The organism is Stieleria tagensis (genome assembly GCF_024129865.1).
Lineage (GTDB): Bacteria > Planctomycetota > Planctomycetia > Pirellulales > Pirellulaceae > Stieleria > Stieleria tagensis.
In genome coordinates this window covers 1-26,038 of sequence record NZ_JAMYFE010000052.1, presented here as the reverse complement: position 1 = coordinate 26,038, position 26,038 = coordinate 1, and the positions used below count along the sequence as shown (strand labels likewise).

Below are 26,038 nucleotides of genomic sequence, written 5' to 3'. Positions count from 1 at the left end.
TACGCTGGTTGGTCTGAATCGGCCCCCGGTCACTACGAACGTGTTCCCCCCTCCACAGGCCTGCAAATCATCCGGCTGTAGCGTTTATCAGGATGATGCGGGCGGCGGCCGACGTGGGACGTCTTTTGCAGTGGGTGGCTGTGACCATTTCGGGTTTTTGGGCGGGTCCGCTGCGTCGGTGGGGAAGGGCACCGGGACTAAAACAAGTCGGACCGGAGTGAAGCGATCAGGGATCTTGGATTCGAAGGGAACAAATCGCAGCAGGTCCGCGTCGGCACTGCTGGGCATCGCCACGTCCAGCATGGCGCTGGAAAAATTAGAAACACAAATCATGTCTCCCGAATCCGCCAAGTAGTACTCGCGTTTGTCTTCGGGGTCCTGCCAAAACCCGCTGCCAGCAAACACCCATTCAACCGCCATCGCTTTCTCGGTTTCCAAGTCCTGGATCCACTGCCGCGCGTCGACCGCATGGAACTCTCCCGCAGCGTCGTACCAGCAGGTCCAAACCCGAATCACTTGGCCGGTCGGCGGCAAAAATTCAGGGCGGAATCGCACCGGCGTTCCGGGCGTCGCTTCGATCGCCAAGAGCGCCGCGTGAACTTCGCTGGATTTGGCCAACGCAGCCACAATCGACTCGTGTTCTTTGGTGCCGACCGGGCAAGCGAACATCTCCAGCGGGCCTCGTTTAAGAGCCACATAGCCGTCCAGATAAACGCGATGCTGCTCGCGATCGACCCACAGTCGCCCTTGCTTTGTCAGTGGTTTCGATTGCGGCGGCGGCTCAAATGCGTCGCGTGCTAGCTGTTCGGGATCAGGTTGATCCGACTCCCAAGCCGACAGGTCTTCTGTATCGGTTTCGGCCGGTGTCCCCGCCGGAGGATCCACGGCGGTGTCCGCTGCGGCGTTCATCTGCGTCGGCTCGGTTTCCGTTGGCGGATCGGCAGCGCCCAATTCGGGAACCGGTGGCAAGGGACGGCCGCTGGGCGCTGCGGATGCATCGGGACCGGAATCAGCGGGCGGGTCGACCGGGTCGGATGACGCAGCCGGTGGGGTGCCGTCGACTTGTTTGGCGTGCGGTGCTTCACCGGCAGTGCTATCGCCGGCAACCTCGGTCGAGTTATCAACTGCGGTTTGCGTCGTCCCTCGGCCACATCCCGCGAGCGCGATGCAAATGGGGACACAAAGGACGAACGAGACCAGTGGCGAGCGGTATTTCATCGGAATCACTTTAGAACGTCGAATCAGCGAACGCTTTTATTGTAGCTGGGTGCAAGAATGCCCCGGCGCGACTAAGTTAGCTTCTCTACTTTGAATCCTCGTCTTTTGGCACCTTCACGACTAGCCGCCCCATGCCTCGAAAGCGCCGACAATCGCAAAAGTCGTCTCCACCGGACGCCCCCCCGGATGCTGCCACCACCGCGGTCATTCCCACCGCTGAAGCCAACCTCTCGGGCGAGGATGAATCGTCGTTGGTTTCGGCGCAGTGGACGGGGCTCAGAAAAACGATTCTGAATGATCTCCGCGACCAACCGGCCAAAATGCTGTTCGGAGCCTGTGCCAAGCGAGGCGTGGTGTACCGCTGGGGCATCGCGATCGAGCAAGCCGTTGCCTGTGACGATTCGTTTGAATGGCTGACTCGACTGGCCAGCGGATCACCGACCACGGGAAAACGATTCCAGGGTATCGAAGCCGGCGAGCTGGTCCGTGATTTTGAAACCGCTCTCGCCAGCAACCCCCAGGACGTCCATCAAGCTGCTGTGGCGGTGGCTTGGTCGGCAGCCATGCCGGCGCTATTGCATCAGCTGGATGAAAACCAATGGTGGAGTCTGTTGGGCAGTCTGCAGGAATACCGCGACAGTCTGCTACAGCGTGACAGTACCGATCCATTGGCATTGGTCGGTGTCGCCGAAATCGGCCTGACCCTGGCGCACGTGTTACGTGCCCTGCCGTCCTGTCGCCGTTTGGCATCCAGCGGCAAAGAAGCATTGATGCAGTGGTGCGAGCAGGAGGATTTGTCGGTCTCCGCGGCGCTTTCACAACCCCTTCAATCCCGTTTGGTTTTAGCGTCATTGCTGCGCTGTCGATCACTTGTCAAACATCTCTCAGCACAATCGCCGCCCAAACAGCCCTCGGCGTTGCTGACCGCGATCGATCAGATCGGCATCGAACTGGCAACCTGGGTGGCCGCGCTATCGCGAACCGGCGGCGGGCAAGCGCCCAGCCTGGTGCAAGACCAATCGGTCCGTGATGATTGCGGCCCCCACGGACTGTTGCTGCAAGCGGCGCAGCTGGACCCCGAATCGTTATTGCCGGCGATGAAGGCGGCGCTTGGTCAAAGTCGATCCAAAGGCCGACTGGCCTGGCAAGTCAGTTTGCCGGAATCGATGCTGCATGACGAAGACGCCAAGTTGGCCTGTCTGTTGCCAGAGTGGGATGTTCGTCGCGGTCGCACCGTGGTCACCTACAACGGCCCTGACACGTCACTGGACCTGATGGCCGGAAAATCAATTCTGATCAGTGGATGCTGCGAAACGCACGTCGCCATCGACGGCCAAACCCGACAGCCGATCGCCGATTGGGTTGCGACCTGCGAATACACCGATGACGACGTCCACTACCTGGAACTCGAACAAGCACTCGACGGTGGCTATGCCCTGCAGCGGCAGATCATGGTGCTCCGCGAAGACCGCTGCTGCTATTTTGCCGACGCCGTTGTCGGTGACCCCAGTCAGCCGGTCGGCACTGGCACCGTCAACTATCAACTACGGATGCCGCTGGGGCCAGGAATCAGCGGCCAAATCGAACCGGAAACCACCGAACTGTTTCTCGGCGACGGGCGATCACGCGCATTGGTCATGCCGTTGTCGGCCAGCGAATGGAAAGCCACCCACACCTCCACCACCCTCGCTATTGCGGACGACCAACACCTGCTGGTCCGCTGCCAAGGCCAGGGTCAACTGTATGCACCCCTGTGGTTTGATCTGTCTCGAAAACGATTCGACAAACAACGCACCTGGCGGCAACTGACCGTCGGACACCAACTGCAACTGGTGCCAGCCAACCAAGCCAGCGCGTACCGAATTCAAATCGGTCGCGAACAATGGATCCTGTATCGATCGCTTGCCGATGCCGCCCCGCGAACCTTTTTTGGCAAACACATGATCGCGGATTTTTATGTCGCGCGATTCAATGCCAAGAAAAAATCGTTCGAGGATCTGATCACAGTCGAGGACAACGCGTCGTGAATGATCTGCCCAGCGCCCATCCGCCCGATCCGGTCGCCCAGCGAATTCAACTGAACTGGCAGCAGGTCCGTGACCAAGTCCGCAGCGCCACCGCCGCCGCCGGACGCCCACCGGATTCCGTCCGCATCGTCGGCGTGTCCAAATATGTTGACGCCCAAACGACCGCATGGCTGGTGGAAGCTGGTTGCCATGATCTAGGTGAAAGCCGGCCTCAATTGTTGTGGAAAAAGGCGGATGAAATGGCTCGCGGTGATGCGATCCGCTGGCACATGATCGGACACGTCCAGACGAACAAGATCCGTCGACTGCTGGCCTATCAACCGTTGATCCACTCGGTCGACAGCCAGCGCGTGCTGCAGGCCATCGATACCGAAGCCCAGCAGCAAGGCCGAGTCATCGATGTCTTGCTGGAAGTCAACATCAGTGGCGATCCAACCAAGACCGGATTGTCGCCGGACCAATTGAAGCAGTTGGTTGCTGGAGCGGATCGACCGGGTGTCCGCGTCGCCGGACTGATGGCGATGGCCGGCTGGGGCACCGAACAAGCCGAAGCCGCCGAGCAATTCCAAGCGGTGGCGCGGTTACGAGACGAACTGCAATCGGCTAGCGGAGTACCGCTACCAGAACTCTCGATGGGGATGAGTGGCGACTATCAAGCCGCCATCGCCGCCGGAGCCACCTTCGTCCGCATCGGATCCGCGCTGTTTGAAGGAGTGCGCTGATTCAGCTCGCGAGCGAGAGAGCGTGCAGTGTTGAAGGATTGCCATTCGCAGCAATTGTGACTTCATCCGACGCATCGCGTTTTGGAGTGACGCTTTTGCGTGGAGCATTGTTTTTTGGTAACCCGAAGCGTCAGCGAGGAATCCCGCCAACACCCTAAATCCCTCGCTGACGCGTCGGGTTACCGTAGAAGCGCCACTTCAAAAACCGGTCGGATGAACCCTCCACACCAACGGTGCAGCGGGCCTCACTGCTTTTTGGCGAAGGCTCGTTTGAGTTCGTCCAGGCTGGTCAGACCGCGGGCCACCGTCAGAACCGCTTCGGTTTGCACCCCGTGAAACCCTTCCGATTTGGCGATCGCATTGAGTCGCCCCAGATCCTGAGTCTTCGTCAATGCATCTCGCAATTGCGGTCCCGGGCTGAGTAATTCAAAAATTCCGATGCGGCCAAAGTAACCTCGACCTTGGCAATTGTGGCAAGGCGTGATCGGCGCGGGGCGGCCATTTTCGTCGACCTGCTGCTCGATCGGCGGCGGCACAAAGGGTTGATACAACATCGCCACGCGGCCCGGTGGGATCCCCAACTGCTGCAACAACTGTGGTGGCGGTTGAAACCCGAGCTTGCAGTTGTCACACAATCGCCGCACCAATCGTTGACCGAGCACGCCGGAGACCTTGTCGGCAATCGATTTGCGTTGGTCGGGGTACTTGGCGATCAATCGCACCAAACCTTCGACCGCCCCACCGGCAACGACTCGGGTGATGATCTTCTTTTCCGCTTTGTCGATCTGCAGGGCGGCGCGCTGGAATGTTTCCGGGTCCACCAATTCGGGAAACAGGAAGACATCTGGCTCTTTCAAAATGGCTTTGCGAACCGCTTCGTCCGCAGACAATCCGGTGCTGCCGCCATAAAAGTTTGGCGTGATGTTGATGATGTCTGGTTCGGGACGGGCTTCGTCCTCGAATGATTGAAAGTCCCGCACCAGCCGATCGGCGGCGTTGATGCTGACGTTCCATGTCGTCGTCAGGCCTTCGGATTTGGGGGCCGTGATCAACACGATATCGGCTTCATCGTTCAAGCGTGCTTTGAAGGCGCTGACCATCTTGTCGCGCATCCCCAAATCGCCGAGCGTGGAAAAGGGAACCTCGTTGGATTCCAACCGCAACAACACGCGTTCGCCGGTCGGCACACCTTGCGATTGCAACCGCAATTCGAATTTGGCTTTTTTCAGTTTGATGTCGACCGATCCCGACTGGGCACTGCGGCGGTCGGCGGGATTGAGCAGGCACAATTGCTTGAGCGCGAACAACATCCCGTCACCGGTTTCGCGGTCCAGCGGTGGCAATTGTTCCCACTGGCCATCGATCAGATAGCGCATCGCACAACCGGCGGCGGTGAAATCCAACAGGACTTGCGTCGCCCGCGATCCGATCGCATGCGAGACTTGACCGGCGGCGACTTCGAATCCAGCGCCTTGACGGGTGCTGATCAGCAGCGCTTGGACTTGCGTGTTGTCATTTAACTTGGGCGAGAACTCGACGGGAGTGGTCGTTTGCCAAAGCTGGGGTGGGGTCTGGTCGGCCATCAAATACGGGCAAGAGCGATGGAAAGAGGAGATGCGAGGCTGACGAGTCAGAACAATCTGGCTCGCGCGAAAGAGATGTGGTCACACAGGAGACAGGCGATGTGCACGCGGTGCGGCGAACACAGGTGAGAGCTTACAAAATACCAGGCGCTTTGACATCGATCCCCTTGAGCGCCATCTTCAAGGCGTCTTTATTCGGGGCAACGGCAAATGCGGTCGGACGATCGATCAATTCGTCATCGATCAATCCCTTCAAACTCATCGTGAAGTCTTGCATGCCGTCTTCGGCACCGATCCGGATCGCATCGGGCAATTTCGAATCCGACCCTTCGAGTACCAGTTTCCGAATCGTCGGGTTGAACGTCATCACCTCACAAGTGGGCACCCGCGAGACACCGGGTTTGATACTGCGAAGCAATTTTTGAGCGACGATGCCTTTCATATTGAATGCGATCGCGCTGCGGATCGCGTTGTGCATTTCTTCGGGGAACAAGTCCAAAATACGGCCGATCGTGGTGGATGCACTGGCCGCGTGAATCGTCCCGAACACCAGGTGACCGGTCTCGGCGGCGTGGATCGCCGTCATGAATGTTTCTTCATCACGCAACTCGCCGACCAGAATGATGTCGGGGTCTTCACGCACGGCATGCTTCATGCCGATGCTAAAATCTTTGACGTCTTGTCCCATTTCACGTTGGTTGATCAGACATTTATCTTCGGTGAAGATAAATTCGATCGGGTCCTCCAGCGTCAAAATGTGTTTGCGATAGATGGAGTTGATGTAGTTCAACATCGACCCGATCGTGGTACTTTTACCGCTACCGGTGACCCCGGCCAGCAGCACCATGCCCTGATCATAGTGACAGAGTTTTTCGATCGAATCGGGCAAAAACAGACCGCGAAAGTCGGGGATGTAGTTATTGATCCGCCGTGCGACCAGACCGATGCTGCCGAGTGATTTCAGCATGTTGACCCGGAAACGCCAACGCACCCCGTCGACTTCGCATAGATAGGCAAAGTCAGCACCGCCTTCTTCTTCAAAAATCAGCAGATTGCGTTCGTCCATCATCGGCAACAGCAGATCCACCATTTCCTCGGCGTCGATGGGACCGCGGTTGAGCGCCTTGAGTTCGCCGCCAAGCCGTACCATCGGGGGCTGGCCGACTTTCAAGTGCAAGTCACTGCCCTCGAGTTTGACCAGGGCTCGGAAAATCTTGTCGACTTCCAATTCCTCACGCTGCATCAACAAACTTTCGCGCAATCGCTGTGCGATGCCCTCGGCCGTCGCAGATCCTTGGGGGCGGGGAGCGGCGGGAGCGGCCTTGCCGTTTTTGTGGGCCATTTCGCGTCTGCAGGAAAAGAAGGAAAGGTGATGATCGGGGGCGATCGACCGATACTACCGTATTCTAAGCCAAGAATACCATCTCTCAATGCACCCCTTTCGCTCAGACGGCCTTCTTTTGAGGGTTGTTGCAGGTTCCCTAGGCCGCTGCGCACAATACGGGCTTGATCGAACCCTCCTTTGCTCGCCCTTCTTTTTGATTCTTTTGGAGATCTCCATGGCGCGTCCTGTCACCTTGTTCACCGGCCAATGGGCAGACATTCCGTTTTCTGACATGGTCCAAAAAACCAAAGGATTTGGATACGACGGAATCGAACTGGCCTGCTGGGGAGACCACTTTGAAGTCGACAAGGCATTGGCCGAAGACGATTATTGTGACAACAAACGCAGTGCTCTCGAAGACGCCGGGCTGCAATGCCACGCGATCAGTGCTCACCTGGTCGGACAGGCGGTGCTGGACAAGATCGATCAACGCCACCAAGCCATCCTGCCACCATACGTTTGGGGCGACGGCGATCCCCAAGGTGTCAACGAACGAGCCATCGAAGAACTGAAAAAGACCGCCCAGGCAGCGCAGAAGTTTGGCGTCGAAGTCGTCAACGGCTTCACCGGCAGCAGCATCTGGCACCTGCTGTATTCGTTCCCCCCGGTCCCCCCCAGCATGATCGACGCCGGGTTTGACCTATTGGCCGAACGATTCAATCCGATCTTGGACACCTTCGGCGAGTGCGGCGTGCGATTCGCCTTGGAAGTCCATCCCACGGAAATCGCCTTTGACATCCACACCGCCGAGCGAGCATTGGACGTCTTGGATCGACGCCCCGAGTTCGGATTCAACTTCGACCCCAGCCACTTGATCTGGCAGGGTGTCGACCCGGTGAAATTTTTGCGTCGGTTCCCTGATCGCATCTACCACGTGCACATCAAAGACGCGATCGTGACGCTCGATGGTGAAAGCGGTATCAATTGCAGCCACTTGAACTTCGGCGACGCCCGACGCGGTTGGGATTTCCGCAGCCCCGGTCGCGGTGGGGTGAATTTCGAGGAAATCATTCGCGCTCTCAATGACATCGGCTACCAAGGCCCATTGTCAATTGAATGGGAAGACAGCGGAATGGAACGCGAGTTTGGCGCGGCCGAAGCCTGCCAGTTCACCAAGCAATTGGATTTCTCGCCCAGCACACGCGCCTTTGACTCCGCCTTCGACGACGCCAACGATTGATCCCATGATCAGCATCACCGTGAACGGCCAGCCCGTTGAAATTGAATCCGAAATGAGTGTCCAAGAACTGTTGGACACCGTTGATGTGCCGCCGAACTATTTGGCGGTCGAAGTCAACGCGGATGTCGTGCCGCGCGAAGAATACGGGCAAGTCACGGTGCACGCAGGCGACGACGTCGAAGTGGTCACGCTGGTCGGCGGCGGCTAGGCTGCCAGCGGCAATCTTTTAAGCAACGCTATTGCGAGGCATGTTTTTAATATTCCGACACGTCAGTTTAGAATTTGCGTTTTCGCGTCAGGCATTGGTTTTTGGTAACCCGACGCGTTAGCGAGGAATCCCATCAACCGGCTAAATCCCTCGCTGACGCGTTTTGAAGTTGCGCTTTTGCGTGGGGCATTGGTTTTTGGTAACCCGAAGCGTGAGCGAGGGATCCCGTTCACACCCTAAATCCCTCGCTCACGCTTCGGGTTACCGTAAAAGCGCAACTTCAAAACTGACGCGTCGCGTTTGCGATTGAAACGTTATTTTTCGTGAAAACGGTTTGACCGACGCGCTGCTCGCGGGATGTTTTTCTCTCACTTCATTCAACCTTTGCCAACGACGCCGCATTGTCCTCCGACGCCAACACCTCATCGGACTCTGATTCGACCGACTCCTCGTTCACCGTCGGCGGCCACCGCTTGGCCAGTCGGCTGATCGTCGGGACCGGGCGTTACGACACGATGGAGCAGATGCGCGACTCGCTTGATGCATCCGGCAGCGACTGTGTCACCGTCGCCGTCCGCCGCGAGCGGTTGTACGAGCGTGGCGGCAAGAACATCTTGGATTTCATCGACCTCGATCGCTACACCCTGCTGCCCAACACCGCCGGTTGCTACACCGCGGCCGATGCCATTCGCGCGGCGAAACTGGGCCGCGAAATCCTGAAAACCCTCGATAATCCAGGGTCGGACTGGGTCAAATTGGAGGTCTTGGGAGACAGCAAGACCCTGTTGCCCGATCCGGCTGAAACCGTCACGGCCTGTCGTGAACTGGCCGCCGAAGGGTTCAAAGTGCTGTGCTACACCAGCGATTGCCCGGTCACAGCACGGCGATTGAAGGACGCCGGTGCGGCCAGTGTGATGCCGGCGGGCAGTCCCATCGGCAGCGGCCAGGGTCTGTTGAACCCCAATAATCTGCGGATCATTCTGGAGTACTTGAAAGAGGACGATCCGGATTACCCCGTCATCATTGACGCCGGTGTTGGCACGGCCAGCGACGTCAGCGAAGCGTTCGAAATCGGCGGCGATGCGGTGCTGCTTAACACCGCGATCGCCCACGCCCGCGATCCGATCGGCATGGCGCGGGCGATGAAGCACGCCGCAATCGCCGGGCGTTACGCCTACCTGTCCGGCCGCATCCCCAAACGCCTGTACGGCACAGCATCCAGCCCCACCGAGGGCGTGATCAGCACCCGCCCCTATGGCAGCTAAATGCAATACGGCTACCTTTCGCTGCTGCCACCCCTGGTCGCCATCGTGCTGGCGATTGCAACCCGTCGGGTGCTGTTACCACTGGGGCTAGGCGTTGCCGTTGGCGCCTATTTGTTGACCGAACCGGGCGCCCCCTGGTGGTCACCGCTGCTGGGATTTGGCACAGCGATCTACGAATCCATTTTCGCCACCGATCACCTACAGGCGTTTGCCTTCAGCCTGTTATTGGGTGCCATGGTCGGCGTCTTGGAGGCCGGTGGGGCGATGGAGGCATTGGTGGCGTCGCTCGCGCGGCGCATCAAGACTCGCAGAGGCGCCCAGACGATGATCGCCGGTTCCGGATTGGCGATTTTTTTCGATGACTATGCCAACACGCTTCTAGTCGGCGGCACGATGCGCTCGACCGCCGACCGCTACGGCATCTCGCGCAGCAAGCTGGCCTACTTGGTGGACTCGACCGCCGCCCCGGTTGCCGGGCTGTCGGTCATCAGCACCTGGGCGGCGACGGAAGTCACCTACATGGCCGACGGATTGCGTTCGGCCGGTGTGACCGAACCCTCAGCCGGGTTCGAGCTATTTTTGCGTTCGATTCCCTATCGCTTTTACCCCTGCCTGGCATTGGTGATGGTGTTTCTGGTCGCCCGCTCGGGACGCGATTTTGGACCGATGAAAACGGCCGAACAACAGCGGGCAGGCGAACCCCAACCGGACCTTAGCGCTGAATCCGAGGCGACCGCCGAGCAACAAAAATGGGCCTGGCTACCGACGATTGTGCCGGTGCTGGTCTGCATCGCCGCGGTCAACATCGTGCTGGTCGTGACCGGCTACCGCGAAATCGGCGTGAAAGATCCTGCGGTGTCGTGGTGGCGGTATGTCGGATTGGTGATCGGTAACGGCCAGTCCTACCTGGCCTTGATCGTCGGTGGTGCCGCCGGCTGGATCAGCACCCTGCTGGGTCATCGATTGGTTTGGCGATCACCGGTCAATGCCCTGGCCAAAGGCTCGCTGCAGGGCGCGCTGCAGATGCTGCCGGCGCTGTCGATCCTGTGGCTGGCCTGGGCACTGTCGGCGCAAACCGGATCCGAGGCACTGGACACCGGTGGCTACCTGGCCAGCATGCTCAGCGATTCGTTGGATGTCAGACTGTTGCCGACCCTGGTGTTTCTGATCGCCGGGATGATGGCCTTTTCGACGGGGACCAGCTGGGGCACGATGGCCATTTTGACGCCGCTGTCGGTCACGCTGGCGTTGGACATGGACGCCGCTGCCAGCGGCATCGGTGACCCGGCCGGTGCAATCTGTTTGGCCACCTGCGGCAGCGTGCTGGCCGGTGCCATTTTCGGCGACCATTGTTCACCGATCAGCGACACCACGGTGCTGTCGAGTCGCGCTAGCGGATGTGACCACGTCCAACACGTGCGGACTCAAATGCCCTATGCACTGGTCGTCGCCGTGGTTTGTGTGCTCGTCGGCTGCCTTCCGGCGGCGGTCGGGGTTGCCCCCTGGATCAGCTTGATCGCCGGGTCAGGCATTCTGTGGGCGATCCTACGTTGGCTTAGTCGCGACGCTAGGACTTGATCAATCAAAGTCGCGTTTGTTTAGCTCGTCGCGAAGCTTGGCGGCCAGTTCGTACTGTTCCTGCTCGACGGCCGCACGCAGTTTTTCTCGCAACGTCTGGCCGACTTCGTATTCGCTCCGCAGCGTCTCGCGCAGTTCGATCAATCGCACCACGAGCTCGTCTTCCTCGTAGTGCTCCTCGGCCTCATGCTTGATGAAAAACTGGCGGATTGTTTCCAGTCCGCTATTGATCGCCATCACTGCGTCTTCGCCGGACTCCTCTTCATCAAGCGCCCCCAGCGCGGCGGCTTGGGTGCGATGAAACAAGACAAACGGACGGTACTGCTCGTGCGTCCGCGTCCATTCTTCGTCGGGGCTGACACGTTCACACAAATCCATCAAACGCAGCGTGTGATCGGCATCCATCACGGCGCGGTTGTAATACTGCAACCGCAACCAGCAAATCCGGCGGTGATAAAACTGCATGAACTCGCGATCGACTTCCATGCACTGGTCTTCGTCGAGTTCCAGTTCGGCGTTCTCCAAGACCGCCTCCTGTAAATACTCCAGAAACGATGGACATCCCTCGACGATCTCGCCATCGGGACGGCCGGTGGTTTCCAGCTGTAACACCCCCATGTCGACCCGCATTTGGATCACATCGCGGCCATCACTTCCTTTCACCATCCGCACATTCAGCGTGTGCGGATTGAAATCCCATTCCTTGATTAAATCGTCTAAGTGCATCGTTCGTTTCATCGGTCCAAATCATGATCCCTGAGTCGCTGGGACCCGCAGGAGTATAAGCATCGAGGCGCTGTCGGTCGATTGACCAGCTGTGTCAGCAGCAGCGCAGATAACTCTTTCAGCGTCAGGAAGACTTGCCGGCTGCCCCGACTGTCTCAATTCGCGACAGTGATTCCATGATGAGCGATCACGGAGTCGAACCTGAAGACAGCATCCAGGCTCTGAAAGGTCAGTGAGTACAAAAAAGATCGTCTTTTTTGGCTGATTTTCTAAAGTCGTTCGGATTTTCGGCGCTAACAACGCGTTTAGCAATAGGGATTGGCACACGGTTTGTACCGTCGCTGCCAACCTGTCGTTTAAAAACCTCGAAATTCAAGGAAGTAAGCTCATGTTGGTTCTCAGTCGTAAAATCGGTGAAAAGTTGATGATCGGCGACGAGGTCTGCATCACCATCAATCGGATCTCCGGAAATCGCGTTGCGATCGGGATCGAAGCACCTCGAGACGTGAAAATCACCCGCGGTGAACTGAATCAAACCCAGGTCTCGCGATCCGCTCCGGCACCCAACACCGCCTCGATGGGCGATCCCACTGTTGCGGTTGCTAGCAAAGCTGATGCGTGATCGAAATCTTACCAGCCGATTTGGCGATCGAGCTTGCTGATCGTCATTCGACCACCAAAGCAGTGTTCGACATCACGCCCCGGCTCGCGAGGCCGGCCGTGAAAATCGATGTCGAATCGTACGGTTGCCTTTGGCTGCCGAGCGCCGGCTGCCGAACCGTTCTCCCAACCTGCGATTGAACCCGTCCGCGTGATCGGACAGCGGTCCACCAGACATTCGATCCGCGGGGGTACCCGTGTCGCATCCGGGTCGACTGCTGGCAAATTAACGTTCCATAGTGGCGGCTGGGAAATCGACCGCTCACACTCACAGGCCGCCGCGAAAAACTCTGCCATCGTCTCGGCGATCCAGGCCGGAGTATGGTCCCAGGTGCGGGGCACATCCGGGCGTCGGTAGTGCGACACCGCCATCGCCGGCACGCCCAATAAACTTGCCTCACGGGCCGCGGCAAAGGTCCCACTGACCATCAGATTGACCCCTAAATTGGCGCCGGCATTGATTCCCGAGAGCACCACGTTCGGGCGAACCTGCATGGCTTGAATTGCAACCCGAACGCAGTCCACCGGTGTGCCGGTCAACGCATGCCAATCCGGCTGGATGGTTTTGATCGTCAGCGGGTGGCGCGTTTCGATGCTGTGCCCACATTCACTGCGGCAGCGATCCGGCGCCACCACGACCACTTGATAGGGTTGCCCAGGACGATCGCGTTGCATCGCCAGAGTCACGCTGGCAAACAACGCGCGGATTCCCGGTGCGTCGATGCCGTCGTCGTTGGTGATCAAGATTTTCAAGGCTTCCAATGGGCAATCACGCCCACATCTGCGGCAGGGCTAGGACTTGGTCGCAATGATGGCATCCAGCTCCGCTTTCAACTTGGGCAGGATTTCGTCATAGCCGAACGCCCCCAATGCTTCGGTGCCCCGTTTCAAGTTGACTTTGGTCGGTCCGCACCACAGGCCCAAATCGGCGTCGTCGGTTTCACCGGGTCCATTCACTCGGCAGCCCATCACCGCGATCGTGACATCCTTGTCTTTGGCATACAGCGTCATCTCACGAACGTTTTGTGCCAAATCAATAAAGGCTTCGTTTTCGACCCGCGAACAACTTGGACAGCTGATGATGTTCAGCGATTTTTCGTTCAATTTGACAACCGTGCGGACACGCCCGGCATAGATGTCGTCGATGATCGAACGGCCCGCGTCGATTTCCTCGGGCTTGCGATCGTTGGGCAGCGTCAATGAAACACGCACGGTGTCACCGATCCCACGGCCGATCAATTGCTCAAACGCGATCCGCGTCTTGATGATTCCATCGGGCGGCATGCCGGCTTCGGTGACACCCAAATGCAACGGCACGTCACTGCGTTTTTCGGCGAATCGCTGGTTCACATCGATGACCTTTTGCGGGTCGCTGTCTTTGAGCGAAACGACGTAGCGATGAAAGCCCAGCGAATCGACAAAATCGCAATGCTCCAAGGCGCTCTCCAGCATCGGCGTGATGGAATCCGCCGGATCGTACTTGCCCTTCTTGTCCGGATCGACGCTGCCACAGTTGACGCCGATGCGAATCGCGCAGTCATTCTGCAGCGCTTGATCGATGATGAAACGGACCTTGTCCTGCCAGGGCTTGTCACGCTGGTGGTGGTACAGATGTCCGGGGTTGTAGCGAATTTTGTCGACATAGGGCGCGACCGCTTCGGCCAGACGAAAATTCTCTTGCAGGTCGACGGCTAAATTAGCGGTGGTTTGCCGGCGGATCTCAGCCAGTGCGGCGGCATCTTTGTCGCTGTCCACGGCGATCCGAACCACGCCCGCGCCGGCTTGGCGATAGGCCTCGGCTTGGGCAACCGTTGCGTCGATATTCTGAGTCTTTGTCGCTGTCATGCTTTGCACGGCGATCGGGTGATCGTCACCGACAATGATGCTGCCGATTGCGACGGCTCGGGTCTTATTTCGCTGGATGGCCATGAATTTCTGTCTTTGCGTTCGTACCGAAGAGTTTCAATTGTAGATGGGAGTGCAGTCGCGCATAGCACGCTGACCGCGCGACTTGGAATCCAGGCAATCGGTCACTTCTCGGCCTGGCCATCGATGCGGCGAAGGGGATCGTGGCCGCTGATGGATTTCATTCCAATCGAATCCTGATCCGCTAGCGACCGGTAAAGCGACTGGTACCGCTCGATCATTCGTTGGTTGCCAAAATTGGACTCGACGTAGCGTTGATTGGCCATGCCGACAGATTGACACAGGTCGGCGTCGTGGAAAAACGCATCGACCAAGCGGCTCATCGCCGGTCCCTCCCCGCTGGCAAACCCCTGTTTCGCGCGCCGCTGGGGGTCTCCGCCCAACAGTTCTTCGCTGCCATGAACGAGCGAGCAAACCACCGGTCGCCCGGCCGCCATCGCTTCTAAAACCACGTTCGGCATTCCCTCGTAACGGCTGGGTAAAATCAGCAGCTTGGCGGCTTTGTAATAGGGTGCGACGTCGCTTTGCCAAGGCAAAATTCGAATTCGATCGCCGCCAATACCGGTGGCCCAATTCTGCAACGACTCTCGCAGCGGTCCGTCGCCGATCAACACCAGCCGGCGGTCCGGGTGAGGCTGGAACAGTGTCTGCCATTGTTGCTGGATCAGTTCGATGCCTTTTTGCGGATGCAAACGACCGACAAACAACGCCACCGGACTGTCGGCCGGCCATCCCAATTCGGTCCAATCCATCGGCAGCGCATCGCGATAGCGTGAAACCTGGACTCCGTTGGGAATCACCAAACTGTGTCCGGCGTCGACAGACAATTGCTGTTGGGCGAACTGTTGGACTTGGCGGCTGACACACACCAGTTTGTCCATCCGGGCGACAGCGTGTTGCTCGATGCGACACCGCAATCGATCGGCCTGGGCGACCCGCAACCCGCCCACAAGCGCCGCCGCGCCGGACGGCTTGGCCACAAGCGCCGCCAAACAGTTGGCATGAAACAGGAACGACTGACAGATTTGCGGTGGGTCTTGGGCGATGGTCGTTGCCAACCAACGCCGCGCCGAAAAAATCCGACTCCAATGATCAAAACCACCGAAATGAATTGGGATTTGATGCGTGCGTAGACGATCGACCAACCGCTGCTGTGGCTCGATGGGTGCGGCCCCGATCGACAACACTCGAACCCGGTGGTCTTGCTGGGACAATCCAATCGCCAACTCCGTCAGAGCCTTTTCAGCCCCGCCGACATTCAGTTCCGTGATCAGAAAATCGATTCGCATCTGTCTAGCTACGCCGCTGACGCGAACATAGTTTTTTTGCCCGATTGGGATGTAGGGTCACTGCAATCGTTTTAATCGGCCGCCGCCGCAGAACATGATCGCCGGGAATGGTGAAACAGGCGGCTAGCGAGGGGACGAGTGAACGAAATTTATCGTTGTTAGCTCGACGCGACGATCCCTTTCGATTTTCATTAAACAGGATGCAGGAATTGAGCGATGATCACTTCACCCAACGTGACGATTGAGTCGGTCCACGGATTGAAAGAAACCCTTATCATCGGCCCCTTTGGTGTCTGCCCAACGATGTTGTCGCAGCGCAGCGTCGAGTCGACCAGGCAATCCGAACGCGGCCCGGGACCACAGAGTCCGACATCCGCCCCGCCGGCGCGGGGATCGACCGGGCCGCGAATTGTATCGAAAACGTAATAAAAGCGGTGTTTTGCCCCAGCCCGAAGGCCTCTTAAACGCGGCAAGTCCTTTCCCAGCAAAGGGTTTCGACAATCCAGCGGCGTGGTCATGACATTTGACGACGCCGTGAATTTTGCAATGCTTTGCTGGACAGGATAAGCCTAAAACAACGGGTGAACCGCTGCCGTCACGTGATCCTCGCGTGTTGGCAGACCGGTAAATCGACACCATCCGGCGTTTGTTTGTTTCAAGAGCAATCGTTGATGAGCACTGCTACGCCGCCCAAGCATGATTCCCAGAGCAAACCGTCACGCGTTCCCCACGCTGCGAAGCTCTACCACAACCTGGTCCCCGCCTACCAAGCGCTGTGGCCCGCCGTCGCCGGAAAGAACATTCGCGCGGCAGTGGGATCCTTGGAACTGGAACAAGACGCCAAGGTGCTCGAGGTCGGTGTCGGCACCGGGCTGTCCCTGCCCAGTTACCCGCGCCATATCCGGCTGACGGGCATCGACCTATCCGAATCGATGTTGGCCGAAGCCGAAACGTTGATCGATGAGAACCATTGGGATCACATTTCGGTGCAGCCGATGAACGCCGAACAGCTGGATTTCGACGACAACCAGTTCGACGTGGTGACTGCGTTTCACACGGTCAGCGTGGTTTCCAACCCGGCCAAAATGATGGGCGAGATCGTGCGTGTCTGTCGACCCGGCGGCCAAATCCTGATCATCAATCACTTCCGCAGCGAGAATCCATTGATCGCCCGCGTCGTTGATTCCGCCGGCAACGTCACTCGCCGACTCGGCTGGCGCACCGATCTGGAACTGCAAGAGGTACTCAAAGAGTTACCGATCCGCGTCGACGAACGCTACAAACCAAATCCGTTTTCATTCTTCACGATCATGAAAGCGACCTGTAAACCGGACTGAGCCGGTCGCTTTCAATTGACGGGGATCCTCGTATCGCAATCAGCGCACAGCAAAGAGTGCGTTGAGACACACTCATCTCTTAGCCAACTTGGCAGGCTATACCGTTCGTGCAAATCGTGCCGCCGGTCGCAAATAAGCGGCCGCCCACAGCCTTTCTGATTCACACTGGTCAGACGAGTCGATCAAGAGTGCGTGGACAAATTTTCTTGTCCCAGCAATCCGATTCCCCAACGATCGACCATGAAACGATACATCCGATTCGCATGTGCGATCCTGGCTGGCCACCTAACATTCTGTGCCACCGTTCATTCTGGGGAATTCTCAAAGACCCTTGATGCAGCGGAGCCATCAACGCTTGACGAATCGCTCTACAAGACGGTCTCCTTCAGCAGCTTCGTTGATTCGGTAAATTCTTCCTCTTGCGACGCTTCCTCTTGCGACTCGCGTGATTGCCGTCCGCCGGTCATCCCGTCCATGATTGGCGACGGCGGCTTGGTTATTCCCACGCTGGATATTTCGGCAGCTGGAGTTATCGCCTGGCAAAATCACATCTACAAAGTGGCAGAAAACAACAGTGCGATTCCGCAGGACCGAATTGGATTCAATTTCAACTCACTGAACGTTGGGTTCAATGGCACGTACATTGTAAACACGGTCGAGGACGACTTCTCCGAGTATCGGTTCTTCGCTGAGAAAACGCTGTTCGGCAGCAATCTCTCGGTGGATGTCATGATCCCCTTTTATCAGTCTTCAAACGTGAACGTCTTGTACGCCGACTACTTGGCCAACGGCCCCGGTACCGACGCATCATTTGGGGATCTTGCCTTTGGATTCAAATACTTGGTTCACCGAAATGAACGTTCCGCTCTCTCGGCCGGAATGCGCATCGAAGCGCCTACGAACGAAGAATTCTCATTAACGGGTGACCCGGTCAACGGCAATGTTCGCGTGGAAGATAGCGTCTGGCACTTCACCCCTTATCTCGCCGGCCTGCTGACTCCCACCGAGCGGACATTTTATCAGAGCTTTGTGTCGTATCGCATGCCCACCGGATCGGTCATTCAAACTAAGTCGATGTCGCGACGGACCGAGATCACCCGCGAGCAAGATTACTTCATGTTCGATCTTTCGGCGGGATATTGGTTGTACAACAACCCGGGTCAACGCGGACTGACCGGATTGGCCCCCACACTGGAACTTCACTACACCGCCACGTTCGACGACCAACAATCAAATAACAGGCTGACCAACAGAGCTTATTCCAACACCGACGTACTGAATCTGACTGCCGGTCTGACCGCGATGTTCAATGACCGAATCTCGGTTTCCACCGCAGTCGCCGCACCGTTGAGAGACAAAGTGATTGGAAGTGGCTTAGCATTCAACCCAAACTCCGACCGCCGTTACGATTGGGCGTTGATGTTCCAGCTGAACTACTACCTCGGACGCTAACTGAGAACAGTGGCAGGACTCATCTTAGGACTCCTTTCTGGAGTCATGGAGTTCGCCACCGAGCGTTCGCTGACGCAGGTCGGGCCGGTCCGGCGGAGGGCAGGGCCGCACATCCTGCCGGTCAGCTTCTCCGTGCTTGAAGATTCTGAATTTTGACGATTTGGCTCAATCACCTCGCAGAGCGGTTGTTATGATTGGGTCTCGTCTTTTCACTGCCGCGATCCGCTGATTGCAGCATCGCTCATCGTCTGTACAGTCAGACCGAACCAGAGATGATGCTGAAGTTCACAATCACGCATTTGTCCGTCAATTGAAATCTTAGGCGAATGAACAAGGACGCGAATTCGACCTAAGAGAACCTCGGCGGAGCCCGAGCGAATGAACGCATGGCTGCGACCAGTCGAACAACCCCATTCGGAACAGTTTCGCACCATGAAAAAAACAACTCTCGTCGGCCTGTTGCTGACGTTATTCGTCAGTCCTTTTGCCTTTGCCCAAGAATCAGATCCGCCGCCGCCAGAGGTTGCCCCGACGCCTGCGAATCTCGCGACGTCGCCAAGTGACCCAAGCTTGGACGAGATTCGAGTTGGATCAGAAGCTTTTGTCAAAGCATTCAACGAAGGCAATGCCGCGTCGATTGCCCAGATGTGGACCCAGCAGGGAGAATATGTCGACAGTGCCGGGAACAGGTTTGTTGGACCGAAAGAAATTGAAGCCGCCTACGCAGATTTCTTTGGCGAGAGTTCCAACGCGACGCTGCAACTGAAAATTGATTCGCTGACTGCACTCAGTGACACCGCCGCAATCGAGCGCGGTACCAGCTTGGTCGAAGTCCCTCCGGCAGCAACGATCACTGGACGATACGAAGCGATCCATGTCAAGGTTGACGGCAAGTGGAAGATGGCTTCGGTGCGCGACGTTGTGGTCCAGACCAACCTGGCGACGCAAAACCTGGCAGACCTCGAATTTCTGGTCGGTCATTGGGTGGCCGAAGAGCATGGAAACAAAATCGAATCTGTCTGCAGCTGGGTTGGCGACCATCGTTTCGTCAAGCGTGACTACACGACGACGAACTTCGACGGCACGCAATCATCCGGGGTGCAGTTGATCGGTTGGAATCCCCAGGGCGGTTCCATCCAATCCTGGACGTTCAGTCCGGACGGAGGCCATGCCATCGGAATCTGGACGCCAACCCCGGACGGCTGGGCGGCTGAGATGGAAGGGATGACCGGCAGTGGAGCCCCGACAACGTCCGTCAATCTGCTGCATCGCTTAGATGACAACGCGTATGTCTGGCAGTCGGTCAATCGAACCATCGACGGCGTTGCCCTCGATGACACCAACGAAGTCGTGATCAAACGCCAGCCCTAGCAGACTGGTGTGCACTGGATCGATCCACTTCTAAACCATTCAACCACTTTCGGAATTCCCACCATGGTCCGCCCCTTTTTTTTAGCTGCTGTCACGATTGGTTTGATGTTTTGTCTCCCGTTGGATGATTGCTTTGGCCGTGGCGGCAGAGGTGGTGGCGGTGGATTCGGCGGCGGCAGAGGTGGCGGTGGATTCAGTGGCGGCGCTCGAGCGGGTGGATTTAGTGGCGGCGGTGGATTCAGTCGCGGCGGCAGTGGATTCAGTCACAGTGGCGGCGGATTCAGCCACGGCGGCAGTGGTTTTGGAGGAATGGGCGGCGGAGCAGGCCACACTGCTGGATTTGGCGGGGCTGGCGCCGGTGGTTTCGGCAGCGGCGGACGCAGCGCGAGTGGAATTGGCGGAGCCGGCGCCGGTGGTTTCGGTAGCGGCGGACGTGGTGTGAGCGGACGTGGCACGAGTGGACTGGGCGGCGCAGGCGGACTGGGCGCTGGTGGTTTCGGTAGCGGCGGTCGCGGTGCAGGTGGGACCAGCGGAGCGGGTCGATTCGGTGGCGCTGGAATCGGTGGCGGCGCTGCAGCCGCCGGCAATCGATTCTCCACGCCCAATCGCAGCCAGCTGAACAGTTTCCTGGGGCTGCCCTCAGACGGCGGAATGCATAGCTTGAGTGCCAACAAATCGAGCCGCAACACAAATGTGATTGGCAATACTAACGTCAGCGGCAACACCATCAACAATGTCAATCGCAACACGGACATCAACATCAACGCCAACAAGAATGTCTCCAATCGCACAAATATCAACAATGCGGGCGACAACTTTGATGTCAATCGCGGAGCTGCCGTGGGGCCGCGAGGCGGCGTCGCCGGCGGCGGTAGTGTGACCGGGCCACGTGGCAACACCGCATACCGCGGCGGGGCGGTCGGCCCCAATGGCGGCGCGGTAGCTGGACGCGGAGTCCGAGGCGAAGACGGCGGACGCGCAGCGCAAGCGGCTGCGGTCGGACCGGGTGGACGTGTTGCAGCGGGTGGCGCCGTCGAAGGACGCTACGGTGGAGCGGCCGCGCGTGGTGTGGTGGCTGGTCCCAATGGTGTCGCCGCCGGCTTTGCCCGCGTCACTCCGTCGGGACGCTACACAGCCGCAGCTGCCGTACGCAGCAACTACAACCACTGGGGTCTCTACAATCACGGTTGGTACGCAAACTATCCCGGTGCTTGGTTCGCCGCGGGATGGGCCGCCAACGCCATTTGGTCGCCATGTACTTGGGGCACCGCCGCTTCCTATGTTGGCTACACCGACGTGCAACCCATCTATTACGACTATGGAACCAACATCACGTATTCAGACAACAACGTTTACGTCGACGGCAACGATGTGGGAACGGCGGAAGAATACTACGACCAAGCCGCCGCAGTGGCGACGGCCGGTGCAAAAGCCGAGGCCCCGTCCGATGGTGACTGGTTGCCGCTGGGTGTTTTTGCCTTGACCAAAGCCGACAGCAAAAAATCAGACGTCACGATCCAATTGGCTGTCAACAAAGAAGGCATCGTGCGTGGCAATTCGACCGACACGGCGACCAACAAAAACCAGGTCATCCAAGGCTCGGTGGATAAGAAGACGCAGATGCTTGCGTTCACCGTCGGTGACAATACCGACGATGTTGTCGAAACCGGTCTCTACAATCTGACGAAGGATGAATCGCCGGTGCTGATTCATTTTGGCAAAGACCGGACCGAACAATGGTTGCTGGTTCGGCTGAAGAATGACAGCGCCGACGCATCGACGTCTGCAAACTAGTCTCGCCCGAACGGCGTTTCGCGGAGAATTCGATTTGCCCCCAAGTGTCTCGAGACCTCGAACTTGAATCAAGAAGCTAGCCCGACTTCGCCACCAACTTCAAACCGCAGACGGATGACGAAGTGGCTCGTTGGCATCGGTTTGCTGTGGATCATCCTAGCTTACGTGCTTGTCCCGATGCTGTGGGACGGCTACGCCCGGATTGATCCGGCGCTCGATGACACGCCGCGAATCACGGAAACAGCCGACCATCATCCGGGCGACCCCTTGAACGTTGAATTGATCGGAACGGAGCTTCAACTCCATTCAATCATGAAAGCGGCGAACTGGACTCCGGCAACCGCTTTAGGAGTCGAGAGCGATTTAAAAATTGCGGTCGATACGGTGCTGTCGCGTCCCGACGCCACCGCGCCGGTTAGCAGTCTGTATTTCGATGGTCGGAAAGAAGACTTGGCGTTTGAGCAACCGGTCGGTGACAATCCGCGACATCGACATCACGTGCGTTTGTGGAAGATGAAAGCCCCCAGCGATGACGGACGCCCCAGATGGATCGGCTCCGCTGTTTATGACGAACGAGTCGGCCTGAGCCGAACGACCGGGCAGATCACTCACGTCACCGCTGCCGATGTCGACGTCGAGCGGGACTACCTGTTTCAATGTCTCGAAGCAACGGACCAACTGGAGTCCAAATCCATTGAACGCGGATTCCATACGCAACTCACCGGGCGAAATGGAGGCGGAGATCCCTGGCGGACCGACGGGGATCTTTATCTCGGAGTGATTCAAGCAGCAACAAACAACGACATGGAATGACGACTCCGGGTTTGGTGACGCTTGCCGCTCAAGCTAACACAACTAGCAGGCCACTGAGTCATCGACACCAAAATCCCTGATCTCTGCTCATGGCACTTTCAAGAATGGTCCAGCGCTATTCGCAGTAACGCAACGACAAACTCGTGCGATCGTTATTCACCAGAGCGGTGCCGGTTAGCGGCATCAATCAGACTGGTGGCGATCATGCGATGGCTCTCGTCACTGTAGCCGCCGCTCGGTAAAAAAAGTGCTGGGATCCCCCGCTGCGTCAACTCAGTCAGCACAAATTCGTCGCGGTCGCGCACCTGTTCGATCGTCAGCCCTAGTCCCCCCAGCTGATCGCCTTGATAGACATCCGTCCCAGCGTTGTACACGGCGAATGAAAAGACGTCGGAATCCAGAAACGACGGCAATTCATCATGAAGCAGATTGAGATACTGCTCGCCGCCAGTCCCGCTTTGCAGTGGTAGATCACGGTCGATCCGCTCCTTTGCACCGCGATCGTGACAGGGATAGATCTCGCCGTTGTACATGTCAAACAATTTGACTCGTGGGTCTTTGCGGAACGCCGCCGCCACTCCATTGCCTATGTGGGCATCGAGATCGATATAGCAAACACGGGCGTTGCTACCGATGCGTTGGGTCAGCCAGAGATGCTTCAACGCGATCGCGATATCATTGTAAATACAAAACCCTTCGCCGCTTTGCGGCTTGGCATGGTGATAGCCACCGGCCAGGTTGGCGGCCAGGCCATCGGCATGCGCGGCCTGGGCGGCCAACACCGTCCCACGAGTGGCCCATCGCATGGGGCGCAAGGCGAAGTGATCGATGACTCGCCCCGGCAGCCATCTCAACATAGGAATCTCAAGCGCCCCGGCGACGTAACGCGAAACCCTCAAGTGCCTTAGATAGGTTTCGTCATGCACCGATAGCAGCTCGCCATCTTCGATCGGCCGATCCACGGTGATCGTCCAATCGGTCAGTGCAGAACCGAACTGGGACTCGATCAGTCGCCAAGCGCGGCTATACTTTTTCGTATCAAAGGGATGCAAACGCTCGATCCCACCAAGCCCAATATCGTACTGCCTGCTGTAGACGAATTTCATGTACGATCGGCCCGCGTTTTCATCAGAACATTAGATGTTGGCACGCATCACATCAATGCATTGTTTGCCCAACATGGTCACCGCATAGCGACGATCGCTGTTGGGGTTCTGCCGAGAATGTTTCATGACGTTGCGGAGAATCCGAACCAACGCTTTGTAACGCTTCACAAAACTTCCATCCCAATCGTGCCGGTGGTAGCTTTGCAGTGCATCGTCAATCTTGCGAATTCGCTGACTGCGAATCGATTTCTTAACGGCACTTTGCTTTTTCCAGGTGACGTAGTCCCACAGATTCTTTGAGGTCTGGAATCCGGTGACTCCAGTCGTGTAGTTCAAACTCTGACGCAATACACCATCGATTGTTCCCTGGAAGGCACGCACATCACGATTGAAGTCGTCAATCGCGCGGCGCAGGCTGCGCCCATAGGATTCGACCTGTTTGGGTTCCATGTAGATCAATGCATTGGGAGCTTTCACGAATGCTTCGCCCCCACCCTCCACCAAGGCCACGGCAGCGACACCGGCACAACTTTTCGTAGAGCTGGCCAATTTGTAGGTCCCACCATTCCATTGATAGTCTTCGAACCAATCATTCATCCGAACAAGATTTAGGCCGAACAACGAATTCATCGCTCCGATTCCCGGCACGCTGACAAAGGCGTCCGCGTGTTGCCCAAAGGAGCGTCCACCGGGATCATCACCAATCAGCCGCAGGTCCTCAGTGATGTCGGCCTGTCCCTGGCGGGGCTGGTAGCGTCCCGCACGCAAGGCTTGCTGCGCCCGTTCCGACATCTCATCTCGCATGTCGTTTACATAATTGGCTTCGGCGATGCCGCCCTGACTGCGCACCGCATCCTGCTTTCCGGCTCCATCAGCAGGCCACCAACTGATGTATTTATATTCTCCATTCTGAATCCCAAGACTGGTACCTCGCAGCATGATTGCCGCGTGACCAAAATGCCCCGTCGGTATGAATTTTGCCTTGTTGATATTTCTCCAGACAATCACTGTCGCTTCTTGGCTGAAATCCTGCTGTACAACGATAGGCACGATGATACTCGGTGGATGCAAGGAGTTATGGCACGGCGAAACGAGCTGCGCGACTGTGACGCGGATTTTAGAATCAGCTGCGCAGTGGGTCAATTCGTGGCGCAAGCTTCCAACATGCGATTCAACCGGTGTGGTGATGGCAAGCTGGAAGCTTACCCCACTTTTAAACCTTGACGGAACACTAGCAACAGAGATCGGGATGCCCGTGCCACTGGTGATCGATCTGACGCATCAGCAGCGCGTTGTCAAAGGTGACCGAACCGGCGGGAAACCGCGAGTGATCATCAAAGAAGCCGGACTGAATTTCGCTGACCACCAGCGGTTCCACTCGCCAGTTTGCACAGCGCAATTCAAGTCCATCGAAACGACCGGGGCTGGCGGTGTCGGAGTAACCGACCGATCCGGCCGCAAAAAATTCAGAGGCCGCTTCGACGTCGTCAAAGACCGAAGCGGCGGGGAATTCGCTGGCAACGCGACCAGCGACATGAACGTTGGCGTGGCCATCATCACGGGTCATGGTGACCGAGAACTGATCCTCGGTTTCCCGCACGTCGAACCGGGCGTGATGGTGAATTCCAGGAAAGAGGCGACCACCGACGATCGAATTCAGCCGCGAGTCGGTGTCACGTCTGGGGATATAAACGCCACGCCGAATCCCTTGATCGGAATCCCACTGAACCGCAATGCGATGCGCGGCGTTTTCCGATCGTAGCCCCCAGGGAACCGGCAACCAACGAGGCCGCAGCTGTTTCAGTCGAATCAAACAAATCCCACCGATCGCTTTGCCCGCCACGCACCAAGGCCGAAAGGGTGGCGGCAACACCGCAGCCATGCATTCCACATCGATGCAGTAGTTGGCAAGTATCCGCCGATCGATGATGCCACGAATTGCAGGTAGCCGGATCATGCCCAGGTTCCAAGGGGTCGTCGTAACAAGACCTATCGTAGCTGATCCCGCCAGGGTTCAGTCGGTCTGATGTGCGTGCGGTGGAGAAAATCTGAACCGTGGCCGGTCCAGCTACGGTGGGAAGGAACGTAGCTGATCCCGCCAGGGTTCAGTCCGTCTGGTGTGCGTGCGCTGGAGGAGATCTGAACCGTGGCCGGTCCAGCTACAGTGGGAAGGAATGTAGCTGATCCCGCCAGGGTTCAGTCGGCCTGATGTGCGTGCGATGGAGGAAATCAGAACCGTGGCCGGCCCAGCTACGGTGGGAAGGAATGTAGCTGATCCCGCTAGGGTTCAGTCGGTCTGATGTGCGTGCGGCGGAGGAGTCTGAACCGTGGCCGGTCCAGCTACGATGAGAAGGAACGTAGCTGATCCCGCCAGGGTTCTGAGGTGGCCTGGGTTTTGG

The 26,038-nt window shown here is 57.8% G+C and carries 24 protein-coding genes; 12 read left to right on the top strand and 12 right to left on the bottom strand.

Going from position 1 to position 26,038, the window contains the following annotated elements:
- Positions 1–87 precede the first annotated feature (87 nt).
- Positions 88–1,218 (bottom strand): YdjY domain-containing protein, encoded by a 1,131-nt coding sequence (locus tag NHH03_RS13100; protein WP_253156782.1) that lies wholly within the window; start codon positions 1,216–1,218, stop codon positions 88–90.
- A 131-nt stretch (positions 1,219–1,349) separates the two neighbouring features.
- On the opposite strand from NHH03_RS13100, the gene NHH03_RS13095 reads away from it, so the two are divergent.
- Entirely contained in the window at positions 1,350–3,245 is a 1,896-nt protein-coding gene (locus tag NHH03_RS13095; protein WP_253156780.1) for a hypothetical protein, read from the top strand.
- Positions 3,242–3,967 carry a YggS family pyridoxal phosphate-dependent enzyme gene (locus tag NHH03_RS13090; RefSeq protein WP_253156778.1) on the top strand — a complete coding sequence of 242 codons (726 nt, stop codon included), beginning with the start codon at positions 3,242–3,244 and terminating at the stop codon, positions 3,965–3,967. Before NHH03_RS13095 ends, NHH03_RS13090 begins: the two co-directional genes overlap by 4 nt.
- A 245-nt stretch (positions 3,968–4,212) precedes the next feature.
- Here the strand turns inward: NHH03_RS13090 and NHH03_RS13085 are convergent, their stop codons facing one another.
- Both NHH03_RS13085 and NHH03_RS13080 read right to left on the bottom strand, forming a co-directional pair.
- Positions 4,213–5,550: an ATPase, T2SS/T4P/T4SS family gene (locus tag NHH03_RS13085; RefSeq protein WP_253156776.1), complete on the bottom strand. Its 1,338-nt coding sequence runs from the start codon at positions 5,548–5,550 to the stop codon at positions 4,213–4,215.
- Between the two features lie 133 nt (positions 5,551–5,683).
- The gene (locus NHH03_RS13080; RefSeq protein ID WP_253156775.1) at positions 5,684–6,892 is read right to left on the bottom strand and encodes a type IV pilus twitching motility protein PilT; all 1,209 of its coding nucleotides are present in this window, start codon (positions 6,890–6,892) and stop codon (positions 5,684–5,686) included.
- Between the two features lie 217 nt (positions 6,893–7,109).
- Here NHH03_RS13080 and NHH03_RS13075 point away from each other — a divergent pair, with 217 nt between their 5' ends.
- The 4 genes from NHH03_RS13075 (at position 7,110) to NHH03_RS13060 (ending at position 11,165) form a co-directional block, all read left to right on the top strand.
- Positions 7,110–8,114, top strand: coding sequence for a sugar phosphate isomerase/epimerase family protein (locus NHH03_RS13075; RefSeq protein WP_253156772.1), 1,005 nt, complete (start codon positions 7,110–7,112; stop codon positions 8,112–8,114).
- Positions 8,115–8,118: 4 nt separating this feature from the next.
- Positions 8,119–8,322, top strand: a complete 204-nt coding sequence (gene thiS, locus NHH03_RS13070; protein WP_253156770.1) for a sulfur carrier protein ThiS — start codon at positions 8,119–8,121, stop codon at positions 8,320–8,322.
- Between the two features lie 401 nt (positions 8,323–8,723).
- Positions 8,724–9,587: a thiazole synthase gene (locus tag NHH03_RS13065; protein WP_261364258.1), complete on the top strand. Its 864-nt coding sequence runs from the start codon at positions 8,724–8,726 to the stop codon at positions 9,585–9,587.
- Positions 9,588–11,165: a Na+/H+ antiporter NhaC family protein gene (locus tag NHH03_RS13060; protein WP_253156769.1), complete on the top strand. Its 1,578-nt coding sequence runs from the start codon at positions 9,588–9,590 to the stop codon at positions 11,163–11,165. It abuts the gene before it with no gap.
- Here the strand turns inward: NHH03_RS13060 and NHH03_RS13055 are convergent, their stop codons facing one another.
- Complete coding sequence (locus NHH03_RS13055) at positions 11,166–11,903, bottom strand: UvrB/UvrC motif-containing protein (protein WP_253156767.1); 738 nt, start codon at positions 11,901–11,903, stop codon at positions 11,166–11,168.
- 376 nt (positions 11,904–12,279) lie between these two features.
- Here NHH03_RS13055 and NHH03_RS13050 point away from each other — a divergent pair, with 376 nt between their 5' ends.
- Positions 12,280–12,513: a carbon storage regulator gene (locus tag NHH03_RS13050; protein WP_253156765.1), complete on the top strand. Its 234-nt coding sequence runs from the start codon at positions 12,280–12,282 to the stop codon at positions 12,511–12,513.
- A gap of 8 nt (positions 12,514–12,521) precedes the next feature.
- Here NHH03_RS13050 and surE read toward each other — a convergent pair whose 3' ends face one another.
- The 4 genes from surE to NHH03_RS13030 all read right to left on the bottom strand — a co-directional run bounded on the left by surE (position 12,522) and on the right by NHH03_RS13030 (position 16,284).
- Entirely contained in the window at positions 12,522–13,304 is a 783-nt protein-coding gene (gene surE, locus NHH03_RS13045) for a 5'/3'-nucleotidase SurE (protein ID WP_253156763.1), read from the bottom strand.
- Positions 13,305–13,343: 39 nt separating this feature from the next.
- Positions 13,344–14,480, bottom strand: a complete 1,137-nt coding sequence (gene ispG, locus NHH03_RS13040; protein ID WP_253156761.1) for a (E)-4-hydroxy-3-methylbut-2-enyl-diphosphate synthase — start codon at positions 14,478–14,480, stop codon at positions 13,344–13,346.
- 101 nt (positions 14,481–14,581) lie between these two features.
- Positions 14,582–15,766 (bottom strand): glycosyltransferase, encoded by a 1,185-nt coding sequence (locus NHH03_RS13035; protein ID WP_253156758.1) that lies wholly within the window; start codon positions 15,764–15,766, stop codon positions 14,582–14,584.
- A gap of 191 nt (positions 15,767–15,957) precedes the next feature.
- Positions 15,958–16,284, bottom strand: coding sequence for a hypothetical protein (locus NHH03_RS13030; RefSeq protein ID WP_253156757.1), 327 nt, complete (start codon positions 16,282–16,284; stop codon positions 15,958–15,960).
- Between the two features lie 153 nt (positions 16,285–16,437).
- Here NHH03_RS13030 and NHH03_RS13025 point away from each other — a divergent pair, with 153 nt between their 5' ends.
- Positions 16,438–17,103, top strand: coding sequence for a class I SAM-dependent methyltransferase (locus NHH03_RS13025; protein WP_253156755.1), 666 nt, complete (start codon positions 16,438–16,440; stop codon positions 17,101–17,103).
- Positions 17,104–17,471: 368 nt separating this feature from the next.
- Here the strand turns inward: NHH03_RS13025 and NHH03_RS13020 are convergent, their stop codons facing one another.
- On the bottom strand, positions 17,472–17,609 hold the full coding sequence (locus NHH03_RS13020; protein ID WP_253156753.1) for a hypothetical protein: 138 nt from the start codon (positions 17,607–17,609) through the stop codon (positions 17,472–17,474).
- A 52-nt stretch (positions 17,610–17,661) separates the two neighbouring features.
- Here NHH03_RS13020 and NHH03_RS13015 point away from each other — a divergent pair, with 52 nt between their 5' ends.
- The 4 genes from NHH03_RS13015 to NHH03_RS13000 all read left to right on the top strand — a co-directional run bounded on the left by NHH03_RS13015 (position 17,662) and on the right by NHH03_RS13000 (position 22,533).
- Entirely contained in the window at positions 17,662–18,555 is an 894-nt protein-coding gene (locus tag NHH03_RS13015) for a hypothetical protein (RefSeq protein ID WP_253156751.1), read from the top strand.
- A 432-nt stretch (positions 18,556–18,987) separates the two neighbouring features.
- A complete protein-coding gene (locus NHH03_RS13010) occupies positions 18,988–19,926 on the top strand; it encodes a YybH family protein (protein ID WP_253156749.1) in 939 nt (312 codons plus the stop codon).
- Between the two features lie 105 nt (positions 19,927–20,031).
- Positions 20,032–21,720, top strand: coding sequence for a protocadherin (locus NHH03_RS13005; RefSeq protein ID WP_253156972.1), 1,689 nt, complete (start codon positions 20,032–20,034; stop codon positions 21,718–21,720).
- Between the two features lie 114 nt (positions 21,721–21,834).
- The gene (locus NHH03_RS13000) at positions 21,835–22,533 is read left to right on the top strand and encodes an LssY C-terminal domain-containing protein (RefSeq protein ID WP_253156747.1); all 699 of its coding nucleotides are present in this window, start codon (positions 21,835–21,837) and stop codon (positions 22,531–22,533) included.
- A 152-nt stretch (positions 22,534–22,685) separates the two neighbouring features.
- Here NHH03_RS13000 and NHH03_RS12995 read toward each other — a convergent pair whose 3' ends face one another.
- The 3 genes from NHH03_RS12995 to NHH03_RS12985 all read right to left on the bottom strand — a co-directional run bounded on the left by NHH03_RS12995 (position 22,686) and on the right by NHH03_RS12985 (position 25,596).
- Positions 22,686–23,639, bottom strand: a complete 954-nt coding sequence (locus tag NHH03_RS12995) for a histone deacetylase family protein (RefSeq protein WP_253156745.1) — start codon at positions 23,637–23,639, stop codon at positions 22,686–22,688.
- 30 nt (positions 23,640–23,669) lie between these two features.
- Positions 23,670–24,689, bottom strand: a complete 1,020-nt coding sequence (locus NHH03_RS12990; RefSeq protein WP_253156743.1) for a hypothetical protein — start codon at positions 24,687–24,689, stop codon at positions 23,670–23,672.
- Between the two features lie 181 nt (positions 24,690–24,870).
- Complete coding sequence (locus NHH03_RS12985; protein WP_253156741.1) at positions 24,871–25,596, bottom strand: DUF2071 domain-containing protein; 726 nt, start codon at positions 25,594–25,596, stop codon at positions 24,871–24,873.
- Between the last annotated feature and the right edge of the window lie 442 nt (positions 25,597–26,038).